This window comes from Capnocytophaga sp. G2 (genome assembly GCF_035282625.1).
In the GTDB taxonomy this organism is placed as follows: domain Bacteria; phylum Bacteroidota; class Bacteroidia; order Flavobacteriales; family Flavobacteriaceae; genus Capnocytophaga.
The window spans coordinates 149,106-167,259 of record NZ_JAYKBU010000001.1; the positions used below are offsets into that span (position 1 = coordinate 149,106).

General features: G+C 38.9%; 20 protein-coding genes. All 20 read left to right on the plus strand.

All coding sequences use genetic code 11. The features are described 5' to 3' along the window. The first annotated feature begins 107 nt into the window (after window positions 1-107). The 20 genes from VJJ03_RS00825 to VJJ03_RS00920 all read left to right on the plus strand — a co-directional run bounded on the left by VJJ03_RS00825 (window position 108) and on the right by VJJ03_RS00920 (window position 18,130). Window positions 108-737, plus strand: a complete 630-nt coding sequence (locus tag VJJ03_RS00825) for an RBBP9/YdeN family alpha/beta hydrolase (protein WP_323973234.1) — start codon at window positions 108-110, stop codon at window positions 735-737. A 9-nt stretch (window positions 738-746) separates the two neighbouring features. Beyond that, on the plus strand, window positions 747-1,295 hold the full coding sequence (locus tag VJJ03_RS00830) for a hypothetical protein (RefSeq protein WP_314472682.1): 549 nt from the start codon (window positions 747-749) through the stop codon (window positions 1,293-1,295). Between the two features lie 6 nt (window positions 1,296-1,301). After that, window positions 1,302-1,973 carry an SMI1/KNR4 family protein gene (locus VJJ03_RS00835; RefSeq protein WP_323973236.1) on the plus strand — a complete coding sequence of 224 codons (672 nt, stop codon included), beginning with the start codon at window positions 1,302-1,304 and terminating at the stop codon, window positions 1,971-1,973. Window positions 1,974-1,986: 13 nt separating this feature from the next. Then, a complete protein-coding gene (locus VJJ03_RS00840; protein ID WP_009744821.1) occupies window positions 1,987-2,595 on the plus strand; it encodes a hypothetical protein in 609 nt (202 codons plus the stop codon). A gap of 21 nt (window positions 2,596-2,616) precedes the next feature. Then, window positions 2,617-3,204, plus strand: a complete 588-nt coding sequence (locus VJJ03_RS00845) for a zeta toxin family protein (protein WP_323973238.1) — start codon at window positions 2,617-2,619, stop codon at window positions 3,202-3,204. Then, window positions 3,185-3,337, plus strand: coding sequence for a hypothetical protein (locus VJJ03_RS00850; RefSeq protein ID WP_323973240.1), 153 nt, complete (start codon window positions 3,185-3,187; stop codon window positions 3,335-3,337). The genes VJJ03_RS00845 and VJJ03_RS00850 overlap by 20 nt, the downstream gene beginning before the upstream one ends. A gap of 42 nt (window positions 3,338-3,379) precedes the next feature. Further along, window positions 3,380-4,129, plus strand: a complete 750-nt coding sequence (locus tag VJJ03_RS00855) for an SDR family oxidoreductase (RefSeq protein ID WP_323973242.1) — start codon at window positions 3,380-3,382, stop codon at window positions 4,127-4,129. An 87-nt stretch (window positions 4,130-4,216) separates the two neighbouring features. Next, a complete protein-coding gene (locus VJJ03_RS00860) occupies window positions 4,217-7,375 on the plus strand; it encodes an efflux RND transporter permease subunit (protein WP_009744825.1) in 3,159 nt (1,052 codons plus the stop codon). Between the two features lie 265 nt (window positions 7,376-7,640). Next, window positions 7,641-8,816: an OmpA family protein gene (locus tag VJJ03_RS00865; RefSeq protein ID WP_009744826.1), complete on the plus strand. Its 1,176-nt coding sequence runs from the start codon at window positions 7,641-7,643 to the stop codon at window positions 8,814-8,816. 198 nt (window positions 8,817-9,014) lie between these two features. Further along, window positions 9,015-10,484, plus strand: a complete 1,470-nt coding sequence (gene sufB / locus VJJ03_RS00870; protein ID WP_323973244.1) for a Fe-S cluster assembly protein SufB — start codon at window positions 9,015-9,017, stop codon at window positions 10,482-10,484. Window positions 10,485-10,572: 88 nt separating this feature from the next. Continuing rightward, window positions 10,573-10,698, plus strand: a complete 126-nt coding sequence (locus tag VJJ03_RS00875; protein ID WP_009744828.1) for a hypothetical protein — start codon at window positions 10,573-10,575, stop codon at window positions 10,696-10,698. A gap of 81 nt (window positions 10,699-10,779) precedes the next feature. Next, on the plus strand, window positions 10,780-11,472 hold the full coding sequence (locus tag VJJ03_RS00880) for an SMI1/KNR4 family protein (protein ID WP_323973246.1): 693 nt from the start codon (window positions 10,780-10,782) through the stop codon (window positions 11,470-11,472). Window positions 11,473-11,483: 11 nt separating this feature from the next. Next, the gene (locus VJJ03_RS00885; protein ID WP_323973248.1) at window positions 11,484-12,008 is read left to right on the plus strand and encodes a hypothetical protein; all 525 of its coding nucleotides are present in this window, start codon (window positions 11,484-11,486) and stop codon (window positions 12,006-12,008) included. Window positions 12,009-12,032: 24 nt separating this feature from the next. Beyond that, on the plus strand, window positions 12,033-12,818 hold the full coding sequence (locus VJJ03_RS00890) for an SDR family NAD(P)-dependent oxidoreductase (protein WP_323973250.1): 786 nt from the start codon (window positions 12,033-12,035) through the stop codon (window positions 12,816-12,818). Window positions 12,819-13,069: 251 nt separating this feature from the next. Continuing rightward, window positions 13,070-13,258 carry a hypothetical protein gene (locus VJJ03_RS00895; RefSeq protein ID WP_323973252.1) on the plus strand — a complete coding sequence of 63 codons (189 nt, stop codon included), beginning with the start codon at window positions 13,070-13,072 and terminating at the stop codon, window positions 13,256-13,258. After that, window positions 13,251-14,087 (plus strand): site-specific DNA-methyltransferase, encoded by an 837-nt coding sequence (locus VJJ03_RS00900; protein ID WP_323973254.1) that lies wholly within the window; start codon window positions 13,251-13,253, stop codon window positions 14,085-14,087. Before VJJ03_RS00895 ends, VJJ03_RS00900 begins: the two co-directional genes overlap by 8 nt. Window position 14,088: 1 nt before the next feature. After that, window positions 14,089-14,823, plus strand: coding sequence for a PmeII family type II restriction endonuclease (locus VJJ03_RS00905; RefSeq protein ID WP_323973256.1), 735 nt, complete (start codon window positions 14,089-14,091; stop codon window positions 14,821-14,823). 143 nt (window positions 14,824-14,966) lie between these two features. Then, window positions 14,967-15,716: a Fe-S cluster assembly ATPase SufC gene (gene sufC / locus VJJ03_RS00910; RefSeq protein ID WP_323973258.1), complete on the plus strand. Its 750-nt coding sequence runs from the start codon at window positions 14,967-14,969 to the stop codon at window positions 15,714-15,716. 3 nt (window positions 15,717-15,719) lie between these two features. Beyond that, a complete protein-coding gene (gene sufD / locus VJJ03_RS00915) occupies window positions 15,720-17,021 on the plus strand; it encodes a Fe-S cluster assembly protein SufD (protein WP_323973260.1) in 1,302 nt (433 codons plus the stop codon). A gap of 65 nt (window positions 17,022-17,086) precedes the next feature. Further along, window positions 17,087-18,130, plus strand: a complete 1,044-nt coding sequence (locus VJJ03_RS00920; protein WP_323973261.1) for a DUF262 domain-containing protein — start codon at window positions 17,087-17,089, stop codon at window positions 18,128-18,130. Window positions 18,131-18,154: the final 24 nt, after the last annotated feature.

Sequence of the window (18,154 nt, forward strand, 5' to 3'; positions counted from 1 at the left end):
CCCCTTTGGAGTTTATTAGAGGAAGGTTTTTTAATATATTGCTTTACACTTTACTAAAATGAAAGCGTAGAAAAAAGTCAAAAATTGCTATTAAATAAATAATTTATATGAAAAATATATTATTAATATTAGTTTTAAGTGTCTTTTCTCTAAGTTATGCACAGAATAAAAATACTAAAAAAATGGAAAAACAAGTGTATATAGTACACGGATATGGCGCCACACCCGATAATCATTGGTTTAAGTGGTTAGAAGAAGAATTAAAAAAGCATAAAATTAAAGCCTATCGTGTTGCAATGCCTTCTCCTGATAATCCAAACGTTGATGATTGGATAGCAACACTTAAAAAACAGGTGAATGTAACACCTCAAACAGTAATAGTAGCGCATAGCTTGGGTACGATTACTACTCTAGATTTCCTATTGGAGAGCAAAAAAGAACCTAAAGGTATCGTGCTCGTATCGGGATTTTATGAACCAGTGCCCAATTTCGAGAGCTTAAACCCATTTGCAGAGAAGTTTTCAAGTTCCAAACATTTGCCAATGGTAGGTAAAGCAGTGGTTATTTCGGCTATAGATGATGATATAGTACCCACTCAGCTAAGTGATAATCTCTCTCGCTTGCTCAATTGTGAGTTTATTCGTCTTCCACAAGGGAAACACTTCCTCGACCGAGGAGGATATACTGAATTTCCATTAGTGAGAGATAAAGTATTAGATATCTTTAAGGAGAAATAACAACAAATTATGCCCAACATCTTATTGCAACAATTAGAAAACGCACTTCCCACAGGAATGCAAATCCCCGAAGAACTCCGCCAACTCTATCAGTGGATAGAAGATAATGGCTATTATGAGGACAGAGACGATGGTGTACGTTACGGATATCTATATCCTAAAAATCCTTTTAGGAATACATACTTAGATGACGTAAACGTAGATATCGATATTGCCTTTTATATGGAAGAAGAAAACTTTCGTAAAGAACTCTTAACCATTTCTTTTGGTAAGAATGCCGACGATGCCGCTCAGCGTTTTTTGCAAATAGCCGAAAATATATATAATGGTTCTATGGTAGCTTTGTGGTTGGACTACAGAGGAACAACCCAAATAGTCCGTTGTGTGAATACGGTTGAAGAGGCAGGCAACTGGGAAGTGGTAAAAAAGCAATTGAATTTCAATAAAGTATCTATTCGCGCAAAAGGAATAGATATTTTTGTACCAATGAGCTCAGAGGATAATGGCTTAAATGATGATTTTGAAGGTTGGTATGATGCGATGATGTATGAATCGTAAAGAAAAATGAAAAATATTTTATTACAACAATTAGAAAATGCCCTCCCTGAGGGAATGCAAATCCCTGAAGAACTCCGCCAACTCTATCAGTGGATAGAGGACAATGGTTATTATGAGGACAGAGATGGCGTGCGTTATGGCTATCTATATCCGTGGGATAAATTAGAAGAAAGCTGGACAGATGATGAGCGAGAAGGAGGTACCATTATTACTTTCAATGTAGATGAAGAATCCTATCGTAATGAGCTATTAGAAATACAATACAAACAGCACGCCGAGAAGATAAAGCGCCGTTTGCTCGTCTTTGCACGTAGTGGTGCCGATGGTTCGGAATGTGCCTTGTGGCTCGACGATGAAGGGCGTACCCAAATCGTGCATATCGGGTCGGGTTCAGGCTCTATGATGACCTGTATATTGGTGAAAAACGCTTTGGATTTCTTGCGCCTTTTAGCCATTGGTTATGATGAAATTTGTTGGGACGAGTATTATCCACTCCCTCCTAACAGTGATAAGAACGAAATGTTCGTCCACCCCAATACACAATACCAAGAGTGGGTGCAAAATACGTTTCATACCACTATCCCCGCAATAGGATTAGAAGTGGTAACCCCTCATAGTATGGACGACGAAGCAACCGATGACCCTTTTTTAAATTGGTTTTATGAGATGACAGAATAATCATAAAAAGAAAATGAACATCTATTTATCAGAAATAGCTCCTTTTTGCACCACCGATGCAGAAAAAAGATTGTGGCAACGGCTTAAAAAGATACAAAAATTCCGTATCAAGCGCCATAGTGATAGTTTTCTGTTGGAATCGTTGTTGGATAGCTTCCATATAGAAGAGAAATATGAACCCATAATGTATTATTATGAGGAAATCATCAAGTTACCATTAGACGAAGAGTTTCCTCTATGGGATACTTTTTGGGATATTTTATCCGTTTTCTATAACAATCCGCTGTGTACAGAGGCGCAAAAACAGGCTATTTTTGCACGTTATAAAGAGGTTACCCAATATACTTCTTCTTTTAAGGAGGCGCAAGATCTTTTTACTAACTTTTTTGCTAATATTCTTTCGTTGGAAGCGATAAAAGAACGCGAACAAGTACTAAAAAAAGCCGTAAAAGAGAATGATTTACTGCTTGAGTTTTCAATGCGTAATAGCTTGATACTCCGCGCTACAAGGGTAATTATTGTCAACAATGGTAAAGACGTAGCTCTACAAGAACAGATGCAAAACCTTATACAAGAGCAAACGGTAGCTTTGCGCTCAGGAAAATTTGAAGAATATATATAGCCAATATATAAACACAACAGAATGAGCAAAAAACTCTATATCATAGCAGGTTGTAATGGCGCGGGAAAAACCACCGCTTCCTTTACCATTTTGCCCGAAGTACTCGACTGTAAAGAGTTTATCAATGCCGACGAGATAGCCAAGGGGCTATCGCCTTTCCAGCCCGAAAACGTAGCTATGCAAGCCGGTAGAATAATGCTCGCTCGTATGGACGAACTATTGCAAAAAGGAGAAACTTTTGCCTTTGAAACTACTTTGGCTACTAAAAGCTATAAGCAAAAAATAGAATGGGCGCAAGCCAATGGCTATGAGGTTACCCTGTTGTTCTTTTGGTTAGACTCGCCCAATATGGCTAAAAAGCGGGTCGCTCAGCGCGTTGCTGAAGGAGGGCATAGCATTCCCTCTCAAACCATTGAAAGAAGGTATCATAACGGGATTGCCAATCTCTTTGCTATCTATATCGATATGGTAGATATTTGTTATATATTTGATAATTCAGAGGGAGAACGTACTCCTATTGCAAAGAAATACAAAGGAGAGAAAGAAATAATTTATAATACAGACCTCTATAATCAAATGAAAAACAGCTATGAAAAAGAAAGAAGTTAAAAAAGATATATTAGAAGAAAAACTTTTAAAAGGTTTATCTCTTGCTTATGAGCGAATGATTGCCCAAAAACGCAAGAATAATCAAAAGATTGTAGTGCGCCGTGAGGGTAAAATCGTTACTATTAATCCGTAGAGAATGAAAGAGGAAATGTATTAGAATTTTAAATATATAATAATGGAAGAAAATATTAAAAATAAAGTAGTGATTATCACCGGTGCCAGCAGTGGACTTGGTCTGGCAACAGCTTTACTCTTAGCAAAGTACGGAGCAAAGGTAGCCTTGGCAGCTCGTCGAAGGGAACGTCTGGAAAAATTGGCTCAAACCATTAAAAGTCAAGGTGGAGAAGCCCTCATAATGGTTGCTGATGTAGCCGTACGCTCCGATGTGGAACATATTGTACGGGAAACGCTTAATGCTTATTCCCGTATAGATGTGCTTATCAATAATGCAGGCATTATGCCTCAAGCACCATTGGAAAAACTTAAAGTAGAGGAATGGGACAGAATGATTGATACTAACATTAAAGGAGTACTTTACGGCATTGCAGCAGTACTCCCTACGATGCAACAACAACACAGTGGACACATCATCAACCTATCATCAGTGGCAGGCTTGCGTGTGGCAGCAGGGCGTGGTACGGTGTATAGTGGCACTAAGTTCGCTGTTAAAGCGATTAGTGAAGGTTTACGTATGGAGGTAGCTAAGGACAATATCCGTGTAACTACCCTCTACCCTGGTGCGGTGGAGAGCGAACTCAAGTATGGTAGCTCCGACCCTGAAGCCAGTGCTAATATTCAGGCTTTCTATAAGGAATACGAGATCCCTGCCGATTCAGTTGCTCGTGCGATTGCTTATGCTATTGGCGAGCCTGAAGAGGTAGCCATCAATGAAATCACTTTACGCCCTACCAAACAAGAATTTTAAATATCTATTTCTTTCTATAATCATCCTTTTGCTGGAGGAGAGTTTATACAAATAACGACTTTTTTAATAATGAATAATTAATTTTATATGATAAAGAATTTTATTAACAGACCGGTATTATCAACGGTAATTTCTATCTTGATAGTCATCTTAGGGATCTTAGGAATTATTTCTTTGCCTATTTCCCAATACCCTGAAATTGCGCCACCTACAGTACAAGTAAGTGCCAGCTACGGAGGTGCCAATGCTGAAACGGTACTTAAGGCGGTGGTGATTCCTTTGGAAGAACAGATCAACGGGGTGGAAAATATGGACTATATTACTTCTTCCGCTTCCAATAGTGGTAGGGCAAGTATCACCGTATATTTTAAACATGGTACCAATGCCGATAATGCAGCGGTAATGGTGCAGAACCGAGTATCCTATGCTAATGCAATTCTTCCTGCTGAGGTAAAACAAGCAGGGGTAACCGTGGAGAAACGCACATCTGGAAATCTTATGTTCCTTTCCTTCTTCTCCGAAAATCCAGAGTTGGATGATGTATTTTTGCAAAACTATTTGAGTATTAACGTAATCCCTGCTCTTAAGCGTATCAATGGAGTAGGAGATGCCGATGTGTTTGGTGCCAAAACTTATTCCATGCGCGTATGGTTGGATCCTCAAAAACTCCAAGCCTATAAGCTGAACCCTACGGAAGTTACTGCAGCGATCTCTGCTCAAAGTTTGGAAGCTGCTGCGGGTACTTTGGGGCAAAATAGTGGGGGATCCTATGAATATGTGATCAAGTATAAAGGGAAATATAACCAAGTCTCTGAGTATGAGAATGTAGTTATTAAGGCTTTGGATGGCGGACGGGTACTTCGGTTAAAGGATGTTGCCAAGGTAGAGCTTGATGCTCTTACTTTCTCCAGCTTTGCTGAGAGTAAAGGGCGCCCTGCCGTTTCTATGGGGATTTCCCAGACTCCTGGCGCCAATGCTCATGAGGTGGTACAGAATATTGACAAATACCTTAAATCTATTGAGAAAACCCTCCCTGAAGGAATTACTTATTCTATCAACTTTAATGTAAATACTTTCTTGGATGCTGCGATTTCTAAAGTGGTTTCTACTCTTTTGGAAGCCTTCCTTTTGGTGTTCCTTGTGGTGTATGTTTTCTTACAGGATTTTCGTTCCACACTGATTCCTGCCATAGCCGTACCAGTCTCTATTGTGGGTACCTTCTTCTTCTTGAATCTCTTTGGTTATTCTATCAATATGCTTACTTTGTTTGCTTTGGTATTGGCTATTGGTATTGTGGTAGATGATGCCATTGTGGTGGTCGAGGCTGTCCATGCCAAGATGGAACAGACTCATGAGAAGGCAAAGCCAGCGACTATTTCAGCGATGAATGAAATAACAGGAGCTATTATCTCCATTACCTTGGTGATGGCGGCAGTATTCGTGCCTGTAACTTTTATCAGTGGTACCACAGGGGTATTCTATAAGCAGTTTGGGATTACCTTGATTGTGGCAATTATTATTTCAGCTATTAATGCGCTTACCCTGAGTCCAGTATTGTGTTCTCTCTTTCTTAAGCCTCATGGAGATAAGGAATATGAGAAAAAATCTTGGATAGGTAAGTTTTTTCACAAGTTCAACATTGCCTTCAATACCGCTACGCTCAAGTACGGACAGACTTTTACTTTCTTCCTTCGTCATAAGTGGATTACCTTAGTGCTTTTTGCGATAGCAGGAGGAGGAATTTATTATGCTAATAAGAACCTACAATCGGGCTTTGTACCCAGTGAAGACCAAGGATTTGTGATGATGAATGTGGAACTTATTCCAGGAGCTTCTATGGAGCGTACTGCCAATGTGCTGAGAGAAGCCAGCAAAACCCTTAGTGATATTCCCGGAGTTGCCAACTTTACCTATATTACGGGGAATGGGATGCTCTCTGGGTCAGGTAGTAATAATGGTATGGGCTTCTTTACCCTCAAACCTTTCGAGGAGCGTGCCAAACATCCTGATCAAAGTATTCAAGCTATTATAGGCAAAGCCTTTGCAAGTGTTGCTCATATTAAGGATGCACGATTTCTCTTCTTCCAACCACCTTCTGTAGCAGGATTCGGTATAAGTAATGGAGTCTCTCTTGTGTTACTTAATAAGTCCGGTGATGAGATTAGTCAGGTGAGTAAAACTACTCAACAGTTCATGGACGCTCTTATGAAACGACCTGAGATACAATATGTTCAGACATCCTTTAACACTAATTATCCACAGTATCAAATGGATATTAATGTAGAGCGGGCTATGCAATCAGGAATTTCGGTAAGTTCTATTCTCTCCACCTTACAGAATTACATTGGAGGCTTTTATGCTACTGACTTTACCCTTTATGGGAAGCAGTACCGTGTAATGGTGCAATCTTTACCAGAATCACGTAAGGATATAAATAGCCTTAATGGGCTCTTTGTGAGAGCAGGAAATGGTGAGATGGCTCCTATTTCAGAATTTGTAACATTGAATCGAGTATTTGGTCCTCAATCTTTGAGTCGTTATAACCTCTTTACTTCTGTTTCTATTTCAGCAAATAGCAATCCTGGTTACAGTACAGGAGATGCTGTAAAAGCTGTAGAAGAAGTTGCTGCTCAAACCCTTAATTCTAACTATGGTATAGATTATACAGGGCTTACTCGTGAGGAGCAGAACGCAGGAACACAAACTATTATCATCTTCATGCTCAGCTTGATATTTACTTATTTTATTCTTTCTGCTCAGTATGAAAGTTATCTTTTACCACTTTCAGTACTCATGTCCTTACCTTTTGGGATCTTTGGTGCCTTCTTAGGACAATGGCTCTTTGGTTTGGAGAATAATATTTACTTCCAAATATCACTCATTATGTTGATAGGACTCTTGGCGAAGAATGCGATTTTGATTGTAGAGTTTGCCGTACAAAGGCGACGACATGGGGAAAGCCTTTCTAAAGCGGCGATTAATGCAGCAATGGCACGTTTACGTCCTATTTTAATGACCTCTTTTGCTTTTATTGTAGGATTGATGCCTTTGGTATTTGCCACTGGAGTTGGTTCATCAGGGAACCGTTCTGTCGCTACGGGAGCTGCTGCAGGACAGCTTATTGGGACTTTCTTTGGATTGGTAGTCATCCCTGTACTCTTTGTGATCTTCCAACACTTACAAGAACGCATTAGCGGTACTGAGCAAAAAGAAGAAATCTTTGTCTCTCCTACCAATAATTATTAGTAGGGAGTTCTAGACTCATGAAAAGAAGGTGTTTAAAGAGTCTTTTGAACACCTTCTTTATTTTCCTTGATGGTTATAAGGGGAAACTTTTTTATTCTGCTATAGCAGATATAGCAAATAAATTTAACAGATAGACCTTTATGAAATTATAAAAAGTGTTATATATATTATAAAAGACATATTTATTTCTTCAAAATATTTTTGATAGCGAAAAAAGTTATATATTTGCGCCGAATTAAATAAAGAATTAGAAAAAGAATTTTTTATGAAAAAGAATATTTTAACTCTCGCAGCTATATTTACAGCTGCAGTAAGTGCTAACGCACAAGAAACACTAAGCAACAGCAAATTTTTTGACAACTGGCAAGTAGGTGTGAAAGCTGGTGGATTCTCTTACACTACTCAAGAGGCTTTCCTTAAAAATACCCGTGCCACTTTTGGAGCTGAGATTGGCAAACAAATCTCTCCTGTTTTCCGTCTTGGATTAGAAGGGATGGCTTATGTACGTCCTAACTTAGTTGATGATGATCCTAAGTATGGTAATTTTATTGACCAAACTAATGTAAGTTTAGTTGGTACTGTGAATTTAAGTAATCTTTTTGCAGGATACAAAGAGGCTCCTCGCTTCTTCGAAGTAGAAGGTTTTGCTGGATTAGGTTGGATGCACCAATACATACAAAACATTATTCCAGGGGTAAATACACGTGAAAATAGTATTACTAATGGAATGAGTGCTCAGTTTGGTTCTAATTTGTTGTTCAACTTAGGTCAAAGCAAAGCATGGGGTATTAAGCTAAGTCCTGCTATTGTTTATGCAGTAGATACACCAGCTAAAAATTCTATAAATAGTTTGAATAGTTCAGCTTCTTTTACTCAGCTTACCGCTGGCGTAGTATATCGCTTTAAAGGAAGTAATGGAGCACATCACTTCACTAGACCTTCTAACAGAGAAGAATTAGAAGCACTTAACAAACAATTGGCGGGGTTACGTAGTGACCTAAGAGGAAAAGAAGATCAACTCTCTGAAAGTCAAAGACGTATTGCTCAGTTAGAAAGAGATTTGGAAGAAGCTCGTAACAAAAAACCTCAGGTGATTGAAAAAACAATTACTACTAGTAAGAAAACTTTAGAATCTGTAGTTACTTATCGTGTAGGTAGAACTAATATTGAACCATCTCAGTTGCCTAACGTAGAACGTATCGCTACTTACCTTAAAAAATATCCTAATAGTAAGGTAGTTATCAAAGGATATGCTTCTCCAGAAGGTAATTTAGAGAAAAATCAGAAATTAGCTGCTGATCGTGCTCAGTCTGTTAAGAAAATCTTGGTTTCCCGTTACAAAATTGCTGCTGACCGTATTCAAGCTGAAGGAAATGGTATCGGTGATATGTTTAGCGAACCAGATTGGAACCGTGTAAGTATTTCTACTATCGTAGAATAATTTGTATAAAGATAAATTGGAATGCGGGGTGCGCATGTGCACCCCGCATTTTTTATATATACTTTAACCTATAATAATATATCATAAGTACAGAAAAAATAGTACTTTTGTCCCTTAATAAGAATAAGTATAAAGAAAGTGAGTTAAAAGATTTAACAATCTTTTATTCAATATGTTGAATCTGAAATATATTGTAGAATGGCAAAATATACAGAAGAAGAACTCAAGGAAGAATTAGAAAATAGTGAATACAAGTATGGTTTCTATACTGATATTGAGTCCGACACTTTTCCTAAAGGACTTAATGAAGAGGTTGTTGTTGCACTCTCTAAGAAGAAAAATGAACCTCAATGGATGACCGATTGGCGTGTGGAGGCTTTTCGAATTTGGAAAGCAATGCCTGAGCCTCCCCATTGGGCAAATTTAGAGTTTGAAACTCCAGATTTTCAAGATATTGCCTATTATTCCGCCCCTAAACAAAAACCTAAACTCAACAGTTTGAACGAAGTAGACCCTAAACTCTTGGAAACTTTCAATAAGTTGGGTATTTCTCTTGAGGAGCAAAAGCGACTTTCCGGAGTGGAAGAAAAGCCTACTGTAGCGATGGATGTGGTTATGGACTCTGTTTCAGTAGCCACTACTTTCCAGAGAACATTAGCAGAGAAGGGGGTTATTTTCTGTTCTATTTCGGAAGCAATCCAAAAGCATCCAGACCTTGTTCGCAAATATTTGGGAACAGTAGTACCTAAGACGGATAATTTCTATGCAGCATTGAATTCGGCAGTTTTCACTGACGGCTCTTTTTGTTATGTGCCTAAAGGGGTACATTGTCCAATGGAGCTTTCTACTTACTTTCGCATCAACCAAGCAGGTACAGGACAGTTTGAGCGTACCCTCCTCATTGTGGATGAGGGAGCTTATGTGTCCTACTTAGAAGGTTGTACTGCACCTAAGCGTGATGAAAACCAGCTCCATGCAGCTGTAGTAGAACTTATCGCTATGGAAGGAGGAGAAATCAAGTATTCTACTGTACAAAATTGGTTTCCTGGAGATAAGGATGGAAGTGGAGGTGTATATAATTTCGTAACCAAGCGTGCATTAGCTGAAAAGAATGCGAAAATCTCTTGGACACAGGTAGAGACAGGTTCTGCCATTACCTGGAAGTACCCTTCTGTAGTACTCAAGGGCGACAATGCCATAGGAGAGTTTTACTCTATTGCAGTAACTAACCATTTTCAACAAGCTGATACGGGTACTAAGATGATTCATATAGGGAATAATACCAAATCCACGATCATTTCTAAAGGAATTTCAGCGGGAAAATCACAGAATAGTTACCGTGGCTTGGTAAAGGTAGTACCTTCTGCTAAGAATGCACGTAATTTCTCTCAGTGTGACTCCTTACTTATGGGAAATAAGTGTGGTGCACATACTTTCCCTTACATAGAAGCAAAGAATCCTACTGCTCAGATAGAACATGAGGCGACTACTTCAAAAATAGGGGAGGATCAGATATTCTATTGTAACCAGAGAGGGATAGATACCGAAAAAGCTATTTCATTGATAGTAAATGGTTTTGGTAAAGAAGTGCTCAATAAGCTTCCCATGGAGTTTGCCGTAGAAGCTCAAAAACTATTAGAGATTTCTTTGGAGGGTAGTGTGGGGTAAGACTAAATGATAAATGCTAACACCTAAAACTTAACCTCCTAAAATGAAATTATTTAAACAAAAAACATGGTAGTTTGAAACCTCAGGAATGGAAGGACAAGTAAAGCTATTTGGAGTGAATATCTTTGATTATAAGTGGAAAGAAACAGGAGAATGGGTAAAAGTAATAGACCCTCTCTATCATGTTGAAAAATCTTTTTTCTTTACAAAGTAGTGATAGAGGATGAAGAGCACAGTTTTGTAGCAGGTGAGTTTAGCAATATGATATGAGGATTCTATTTGCACAAATATTGATATGGAAAACATCAAAAAACTATATAATCTCACACCCAAGGACTCTAAAGGCTTCTCGCAAGTACAGTTGTTAAAAGCCGAAAAACGCTTACTCATCACCTTGCCTGAGGAGTTCCGAGCGTATTACTTACAGTTAGGGGCAACGAAAAGCGTAAACCAGTCGTTTAACAGTTTAGCAACACCCCAGCAGTTGTACTTTGCAGGGGATTACCTTTGCTTTTGTGAAGAGAACCAAGGGGTGGTAATGTGGGCAATTCGCAAAGAGGATTTGACAATCTCTAACCCTCCAGTTTGGGGAAATTACGGCTCAGAAACCGACCCAGATTGGGTATTAGAAACTCAAACACTCTCCGACTTTTGGCTGTACATAGCTATTTACAACGGTGTGATGGGAGGCTTGCGTTACAATGCTAATGCAATGGGCGGTTGGAAAATGGAAGACTTTGAAGTACCCACAGGAGCAGTTGCCCATATAGAAAAACAATATACCGAACTTACCTCTCTCAGTTGGGAAGGACAACGCACCTTTACCGATGAAGATTTTAAGCTTGTGATAACACTCTCTATACACCGAGATACTGGAAAACCTACAGCTATCTTTATAGGGACTACCCAAAAAGCTCTTTTTGATAAACTATTAAATGATTTAGGAAATTATGGTCTGCAATGGGATTACACAACGTACGATGATTAAAATTAACGAAAATGAAAAACCTTAGAAAAGAACTACGCCCCGATTTTGCAACTGCTGAAAAACTCTACCCTCTTGTATTAAAACGTCTACAAGACTATGAAGCCTTTTATGATGCCCAAAGTGAAGACACACCCGAAGAAGTGTTTGAAAAAGAATACAAGGCGATGGAGCAATACCTCAGTGAGCTCACTGGTAAAGACCTTTCCAATATTTGGCTATGGGAATGGTGGGAAGGCAATGGTATTGAAGCTTTTGCCTTTGATTTGGCAATGCCCGACCCTGTAAAACACAACAACCTTACTCGTGAAGACATCGCTGCTTTTGTACGTATCATTATAGACAATGAATTTGAGTGCGAAAACGATTTTCAATGGGAGTTTATGCCTTATATGTTTTACAGTGATGGCTACTTCTTTCAGTTTTTAGAACTCAACTGTCCGCACTTTGACCCTACTGTGTTCAATACCACAAAAGATAAAGAGGGTAAGTATCACCAGCCTACTGTTGAGGAGGTAATGAATCAGATATGGAAATAACCTAACACTTAAATATCTAAACAAATGGAACCAAATCGTATTAAAGGAAAAATCGCTTTTATCTCAGGTGCTAGCAGCGGTATAGGTAAAGCAGTAGCTGAAAAGTTGGCTCAAATGGGTGTTAACCTCATTCTCTGCGCCCGTAGAGCTGATGTATTAGCAGATCTGAAAGCAAAACTCGAAAAAGAACACGCTGTTGAGATCATTACCTTAGTTTTTGACGTGAGAAACTACCAAGAGGTGGCGAAAAATATCCAGTCCTTACCCGAAAAATGGCAACAAATAGATATACTCATCAACAATGCGGGCTTGGCAATAGGGTTGCAGCCCCTCCATACCTATGCTATGGAAGATGCTAACCAGATGATTGACACCAATATCAAAGGCTTTACCTATATTGCCAATAGTGTGATTCCGCTGATGCTTGCCACTGACAAGGTGGGCACCATCGTGAACATTGGGTCGGTAGCGGGGGAAATAGCCTACCCCAATGGCAGTATCTATTGTGCGACCAAGTTTGCCGTAAAAGCCCTTAGCGATGCCATGCGTATAGAGCTAATGGACAAGAAAATTAAGGTAACGACTGTAAAACCAGGCTTGGTAGAAACTAATTTCAGCAAGGTACGTTTCAAAGGCGATGAGCAGAAAGCCGAAAACGTGTATAAGGGTATCACTCCTCTTTATGCTGAAGATATTGCTGATACCATCGCCTATATTGTCAATCTGCCGGATAAAATTCAAATTACTGATATCACTGTTACCCCACTTCACCAAGCGGACGCCTTGCATGTGTATAAGTTGGGCAATTAAAGAACTTATCCCGATCCTCACTTACTTCGCTCTCACGGACTTCTCCAAAGGAGAGGGGAAAATACATAAAAGAGAACAACTATAGCTGTACAAACTTTAACGAGGTCGAAAATACTTGGATAACTTGTAAGGGAGTGAATGTATTCTTGTTTGATTTCTAACGACTGATAACTAAGGACTAACGACTTTATTTTGCATAATTCAAAATAATATCGGAACTTTGCACCCTTAAGATAAACCTGAGCAGAAAAATGGAAAGCAATCAAGTACTCTATATGATAACAATAGATGATGTTCAAACTCAAGCTCAAGAAATATTGGGTAGGAAACTTGTAGAAGATGAATTGATTGTACTAAAAGAAAAATTGGAGAGTGGTTTAGACTTTCCCTTACAACTGACTTACAATGAGTTTTTTAAGGAGCTAAAAGATAATGAATGATGTAACTATAGACATATTTCACGGCGATAGTGCGGAAGTACTTTTAGGACTTCCTGACAATACTATTGACCTGATAGTAACCTCTCCGCCTTATGCCGACCAGCGCAAAAGCACCTACGGAGGCGTTACTACTGACCAATATGTGGAATGGTTTTTGCCTATATCAGCTCAGTTGCTTAGGGTGCTGAAACCCACAGGTACTTTTATTCTTAACATCAAAGAAAAAGTAGTAAATGGCGAGCGTAGCACCTATGTGATGGAACTTATCTTGGCTATGCGCAAACAAGGTTGGCTATGGACTGAAGAGTTTATTTGGCATAAAAAAAACTCCTACCCAGGTAAATGGCCTAATAGGTTTAGAGATGCGTGGGAGCGGCTTTTACAGTTCAACAAAACTAAAAAATTTGCGATGTATCAGGAGGAAGTAATGGTACCGATGGGCGATTGGGCTAAAACACGTTTGAAGAACTTATCAGAAACTGACAAACTCCGCGATAACTCTAAAGTAGGTAGTGGTTTTGGTAAAAATATTTCTAATTGGATAGGTCGCGATAAGGCTTATCCTACCAATGTGCTGCATTTAGCAACAGAATGCAACAACAAAAAACACAGTGCTGCTTTCCCCGAAGAGTTACCACAGTGGTTTATTAAACTATTCACCCAAGAAGGCGATACCGTGCTCGACCCCTTTGCTGGAAGTGGTACCACTCTTTTTGTAGCCGAACGTATGGGGCGCAACGCTATAGGAGTAGAACTTATGGACGAATATTACCAAATGATAAAAGAACAAATAGAAGAACCTTACCAAGCACAACTGAGATTTGGATAGTATGGAAACATTAGATATTAAGAAAGTTGTTAAATATGTAGAAGAAAATATAGCTACTTTTCACTCAAAAAGAATAGAACGCCTTGATAAGTTAAAACTATCTCAAGTTTTAAAAAGAAAAAATCCTTATCTATTCAAAGCTAAGTATATGCAGACTTCTGAGCAAATTATTAGAGGTATTGTAGACGCACACATATCATCTAATGAAGAAACCATATTTGGCAATTGGCTTGAAGGATTAGCTATCTTTATAAATAATGAAGTATACGGAGGCTATAAGTCAGGGATAACAGGAATAGATTTAGAATTTGACAAGGATAATATACGCTATATTGTTACTATAAAATCAGGAAATAATTGGGGAAACAGTTCTCAGATTAAAAAGATGATTTCTGATTTTAAAACTGCAAAGAAAACACTTCGCATAAGCAATTCGCAAATAAATGTAGTAGCTATTAACGGCTGCTGTTATGGTATAGATAGGAAGCCTGATAAAGGTGATTATTTTAAATATTGTGGTCAGGAGTTTTGGCAGTTTATATCGGGATATGAAAAACTATATACTGAACTTATTGAGCCTTTAGGGCATCAGGCAAGAGAGAAAAACGAAGGTTTTATGTTGTCGTACACACAAATGATAAATAAGTTCACCAGAGAGTTTTCTAACAGCTTTTGCAAGAGGAACGGCGATATTGATTGGAAAAAATTAGTAGAGTTCAACTCAAAAAGACAATAGACTTATGAAAATCACTACAACCCATTAGACCCTCTGTATGAGGTATTCGTATGTAGAAGTTTCCAACCCTTAGCATACACACTGATGATATTTTTAGCAATAACTAAAGAACAGCAATTCAATAAATTATAAAATAAATAACGATGTTAATAATAAAAAATCTCCACGCTGGTGTAGACGGCAAAGAAATCCTTAAGGGGATTGACTTAGAAATAAAAGCAGGCGAAGTACACGCTATTATGGGTCCTAATGGGGCAGGGAAATCTACCCTCTCTTCAGTAATCGCAGGTAATGAAAACTTTGAGGTTACTGAGGGAGAAATTCTCCTCAATGGTGAAAGTCTGTTAGACAATGCTCCCGAAGAACGCGCTCATAAAGGCATCTTTATGTCTTTCCAATACCCTGTAGAAATACCTGGCATTTCGGTAACTAACTTCATCAAAACTGCTATTAACGAGAGTCGTAAGGCTCAAGGACTCCCTGATATACCTGCTGCTGAACTCCTCAAAAAAATACGAGAAAAAGCAGCCCTCCTTGAAATCAACCCCGACTTCCTTTCTCGCTCTCTCAATCAAGGGTTCTCTGGCGGTGAGAAGAAGCGCAACGAAATCTTCCAAATGGCTATGCTTGAGCCTAAAATCGCTATCCTTGACGAAACCGACTCTGGGCTCGATATTGATGCTCTCCGCATTGTGGCGAATGGAGTGAATAAACTCAAAAGCAAAGACAATGCTGTGATCGTCATCACTCATTATCAACGTCTCTTAGACTATATTGTCCCAGACTATGTACACGTGCTTTCCGATGGTAGAATCGTAAAAACAGGCGACAAAAACCTCGCCTTAGAATTAGAGGCTAAAGGGTATGATTGGCTTAAAGAATTAGCAAATTAGACTATGAATTTAAAAGAAAAATGGGTAGCTGCCTTTGAGGCATTCCCACATAAAGATGATATATTAAAAGACATTCGCAAGGAAGCCCTTAGTTTCTTTGCCGAAAAAGGTTTCCCTAATAAAAAAGTGGAAGCGTGGAAATACACCTCCCTCACGGAACTCCAAGCTACCGATTACCACTTGTGGCAACCTGTAAATAAAAAGACAACCCTTTTGCCTGAAGTATTATATAAGTACGCTATTGCGGATTGTTATCAGCTCGTGTTTGTAAACGGTTATTACAGCCCCGAAATGTCCAGCAAAGAGCTTACAGGTGTTACTGTTACGTCTCTATTGGAAGCCTTGCACAAGGGAGGAGAAGCCTTTATCCAAAAATACTTTAATGCTAACACTGAAAAAGGCGATATATTTACTGCCATCAACACGGCTTTTGCCTCAGAAGGGGTATATATAGAAGTACCTAAAGGGAAAGTGGTAGAGAAGCCTATACAATTACTGTATTTCAATGATAGAAAAGAGACCACTTGCTACCAACCACGCAATATCATTGTCGTAGGTGAGAATGCCCAACTCAAAGTTATTGAGATGCACCAAAACCTATCCGATGCTGCGACGGCTATCCTCACTAATGCGGTAACCGAGGTATTTGTAGCTAAAAGTGCTTTCCTCGATTATTACAAACTGCAAAACGATAGTCTTACCGCATCGCTTATCGATAACACCTATATTTCGCAAGAAGCAAATAGCCACGCCAGCGTACATACCTTCTCGTTTGGCGGCACACTCACCCGCAACAACCTCAATTTCTATCACCAAGGCGAATATTTGGAGTCTACCCTCAAAGGATTGAGTATCCTTAAAGGTACCCAGCATACCGACCATTATACGCTGGTGAACCACGCACATCCCAACTGTGAGAGCCATCAGGATTATAAGAGTATTGTGAATGAAGAGGCGACCAATGTGTTCAATGGGAAGATAATGGTAGAGCAAATCGCCCAGAAAACGAATGCTTATCAGCAAAACGACAATATCCTTCTCTCCGATAAAGCAACGGTATACACCAAGCCCCAGCTCGAAATCTTCGCTGACGATGTGAAGTGTTCACACGGCTGTACCGTAGGTTCTCTCAGTGCAGATTCCTTGTTCTATTTACAAACTCGTGGGATAGGCAAAAAAGAAGCGGCTGCCTTGCTTACTTATGCTTTTGCCAATACCGTATTGGAAAGTGTAAAAATCCCTGCCCTTTCGGAGTATATCAATGCAATTATTGCCGAGAAATTAGGGGTAACCGTAGATTTTTAAGAGAAAGCGAATATTAAACAAGTATCTACGTAAATACATTTTACAGGGATAACCATCATAAATTTATGGCAGTAAAATCAAATGATACTAATCTGTCCGAATTGCTTAAGACAGTAGGTAATGGTAAAAGTCAATTACCCGATTTCCAACGCAGTTGGGTGTGGGATGATATGAGAATTTGCAAACTCATAGAAAGTCTGACCTCAGATTTCCCTATGGGAGCAGCGATGTTTCTGGATTATAGTGCTGATACAAGTGTAAAATTCAAATATCGTCTATTTGAGGGAGTGGATAAGCAATACGAGAGTGTAGTGCCCGATTCATTGGTTTTGGACGGTCAACAGCGTCTTACAACCCTTTACCAAGTGTTTATGAGCGATAAACCTGTTATTACAAGGATGGATACAGATAAAGATAGTATCATCAAACGATACTATTACATGGATATAAAGAAAGCTATTGATCCAGAAATAGACCGATTGGATGCCATTATATCTATATCTGACGATAAAATCAAGACAGAAAATATAGGTAGAGAAATCATTCTTGATTTACGTACAAGAGAAGATGAATATAAGAATCTGATGTTTCCTCTTAACCTAACCTTTTCAAACACTATGGATTGGATATGGGGATTAATTACTTATAATAAAGAGGCAATGCCCATTGTTCAAAAATTCCAGCAGGAAATTTTGGAACCTTTGAAGAAATATACATTCCCTGTTATCACCCTTGCCAAAGATACCACTCCAGAGGCTGTATGCCAGATCTTTGAGAATGTAAATACAGGTGGGGTTACACTCACAGTATTCGAACTTGTTACAGCAAAGTTTGCCGCAATGGGTAGTAAAAACCTACGAGAAGAGTGGAATACGCTGAAAACAAAACTCAACGAAAGAAACGATGATTTACTCAAGGATCTTTCTGGACCAAATTTCCTTACCTCAATGACGCTCCTCCTATCATACTTAAAAATGAAAAAAGGAGAACGGCAAACTGTTTCCTGTAAGAAAAAAGATGTATTGAAATTAGAATATGAGGATTTTTTCGCCCATCTTGAAGATTTGAAGCAGGGTTTCACTTGTGCCGCTAATTTTATGGTTCAATAAGGAATCTACAAGTCAATAGACATT

What these genes read in the sequence shown, in the direction of transcription:
- VJJ03_RS00845 (WP_323973238.1), top strand. Translation starts at nt 2,617, where the DNA reads ATGAGCAAAAAACTCTATATCATAGCAGGTTGTAATGGCGCGGGAAAA.
- VJJ03_RS00920 (WP_323973261.1), top strand. Translation starts at nt 17,087, where the DNA reads ATGGCAGTAAAATCAAATGATACTAATCTGTCCGAATTGCTTAAGACA.
- VJJ03_RS00890 (WP_323973250.1), top strand. Translation starts at nt 12,033, where the DNA reads ATGGAACCAAATCGTATTAAAGGAAAAATCGCTTTTATCTCAGGTGCT.
- sufD (WP_323973260.1), top strand. Translation starts at nt 15,720, where the DNA reads ATGAATTTAAAAGAAAAATGGGTAGCTGCCTTTGAGGCATTCCCACAT.
- VJJ03_RS00835 (WP_323973236.1), top strand. Translation starts at nt 1,302, where the DNA reads ATGAAAAATATTTTATTACAACAATTAGAAAATGCCCTCCCTGAGGGA.
- VJJ03_RS00840 (WP_009744821.1), top strand. Translation starts at nt 1,987, where the DNA reads ATGAACATCTATTTATCAGAAATAGCTCCTTTTTGCACCACCGATGCA.
- VJJ03_RS00885 (WP_323973248.1), top strand. Translation starts at nt 11,484, where the DNA reads ATGAAAAACCTTAGAAAAGAACTACGCCCCGATTTTGCAACTGCTGAA.
- VJJ03_RS00875 (WP_009744828.1), top strand. Translation starts at nt 10,573, where the DNA reads ATGGAAGGACAAGTAAAGCTATTTGGAGTGAATATCTTTGATTATAAG.
- VJJ03_RS00825 (WP_323973234.1), top strand. Translation starts at nt 108, where the DNA reads ATGAAAAATATATTATTAATATTAGTTTTAAGTGTCTTTTCTCTAAGT.
- sufB (WP_323973244.1), top strand. Translation starts at nt 9,015, where the DNA reads ATGGCAAAATATACAGAAGAAGAACTCAAGGAAGAATTAGAAAATAGT.
- VJJ03_RS00830 (WP_314472682.1), top strand. Translation starts at nt 747, where the DNA reads ATGCCCAACATCTTATTGCAACAATTAGAAAACGCACTTCCCACAGGA.
- VJJ03_RS00905 (WP_323973256.1), top strand. Translation starts at nt 14,089, where the DNA reads ATGGAAACATTAGATATTAAGAAAGTTGTTAAATATGTAGAAGAAAAT.
- VJJ03_RS00850 (WP_323973240.1), top strand. Translation starts at nt 3,185, where the DNA reads ATGAAAAAGAAAGAAGTTAAAAAAGATATATTAGAAGAAAAACTTTTA.
- VJJ03_RS00900 (WP_323973254.1), top strand. Translation starts at nt 13,251, where the DNA reads ATGAATGATGTAACTATAGACATATTTCACGGCGATAGTGCGGAAGTA.
- VJJ03_RS00895 (WP_323973252.1), top strand. Translation starts at nt 13,070, where the DNA reads ATGGAAAGCAATCAAGTACTCTATATGATAACAATAGATGATGTTCAA.
- VJJ03_RS00855 (WP_323973242.1), top strand. Translation starts at nt 3,380, where the DNA reads ATGGAAGAAAATATTAAAAATAAAGTAGTGATTATCACCGGTGCCAGC.
- sufC (WP_323973258.1), top strand. Translation starts at nt 14,967, where the DNA reads ATGTTAATAATAAAAAATCTCCACGCTGGTGTAGACGGCAAAGAAATC.
- VJJ03_RS00880 (WP_323973246.1), top strand. Translation starts at nt 10,780, where the DNA reads ATGGAAAACATCAAAAAACTATATAATCTCACACCCAAGGACTCTAAA.
- VJJ03_RS00860 (WP_009744825.1), top strand. Translation starts at nt 4,217, where the DNA reads ATGATAAAGAATTTTATTAACAGACCGGTATTATCAACGGTAATTTCT.
- VJJ03_RS00865 (WP_009744826.1), top strand. Translation starts at nt 7,641, where the DNA reads ATGAAAAAGAATATTTTAACTCTCGCAGCTATATTTACAGCTGCAGTA.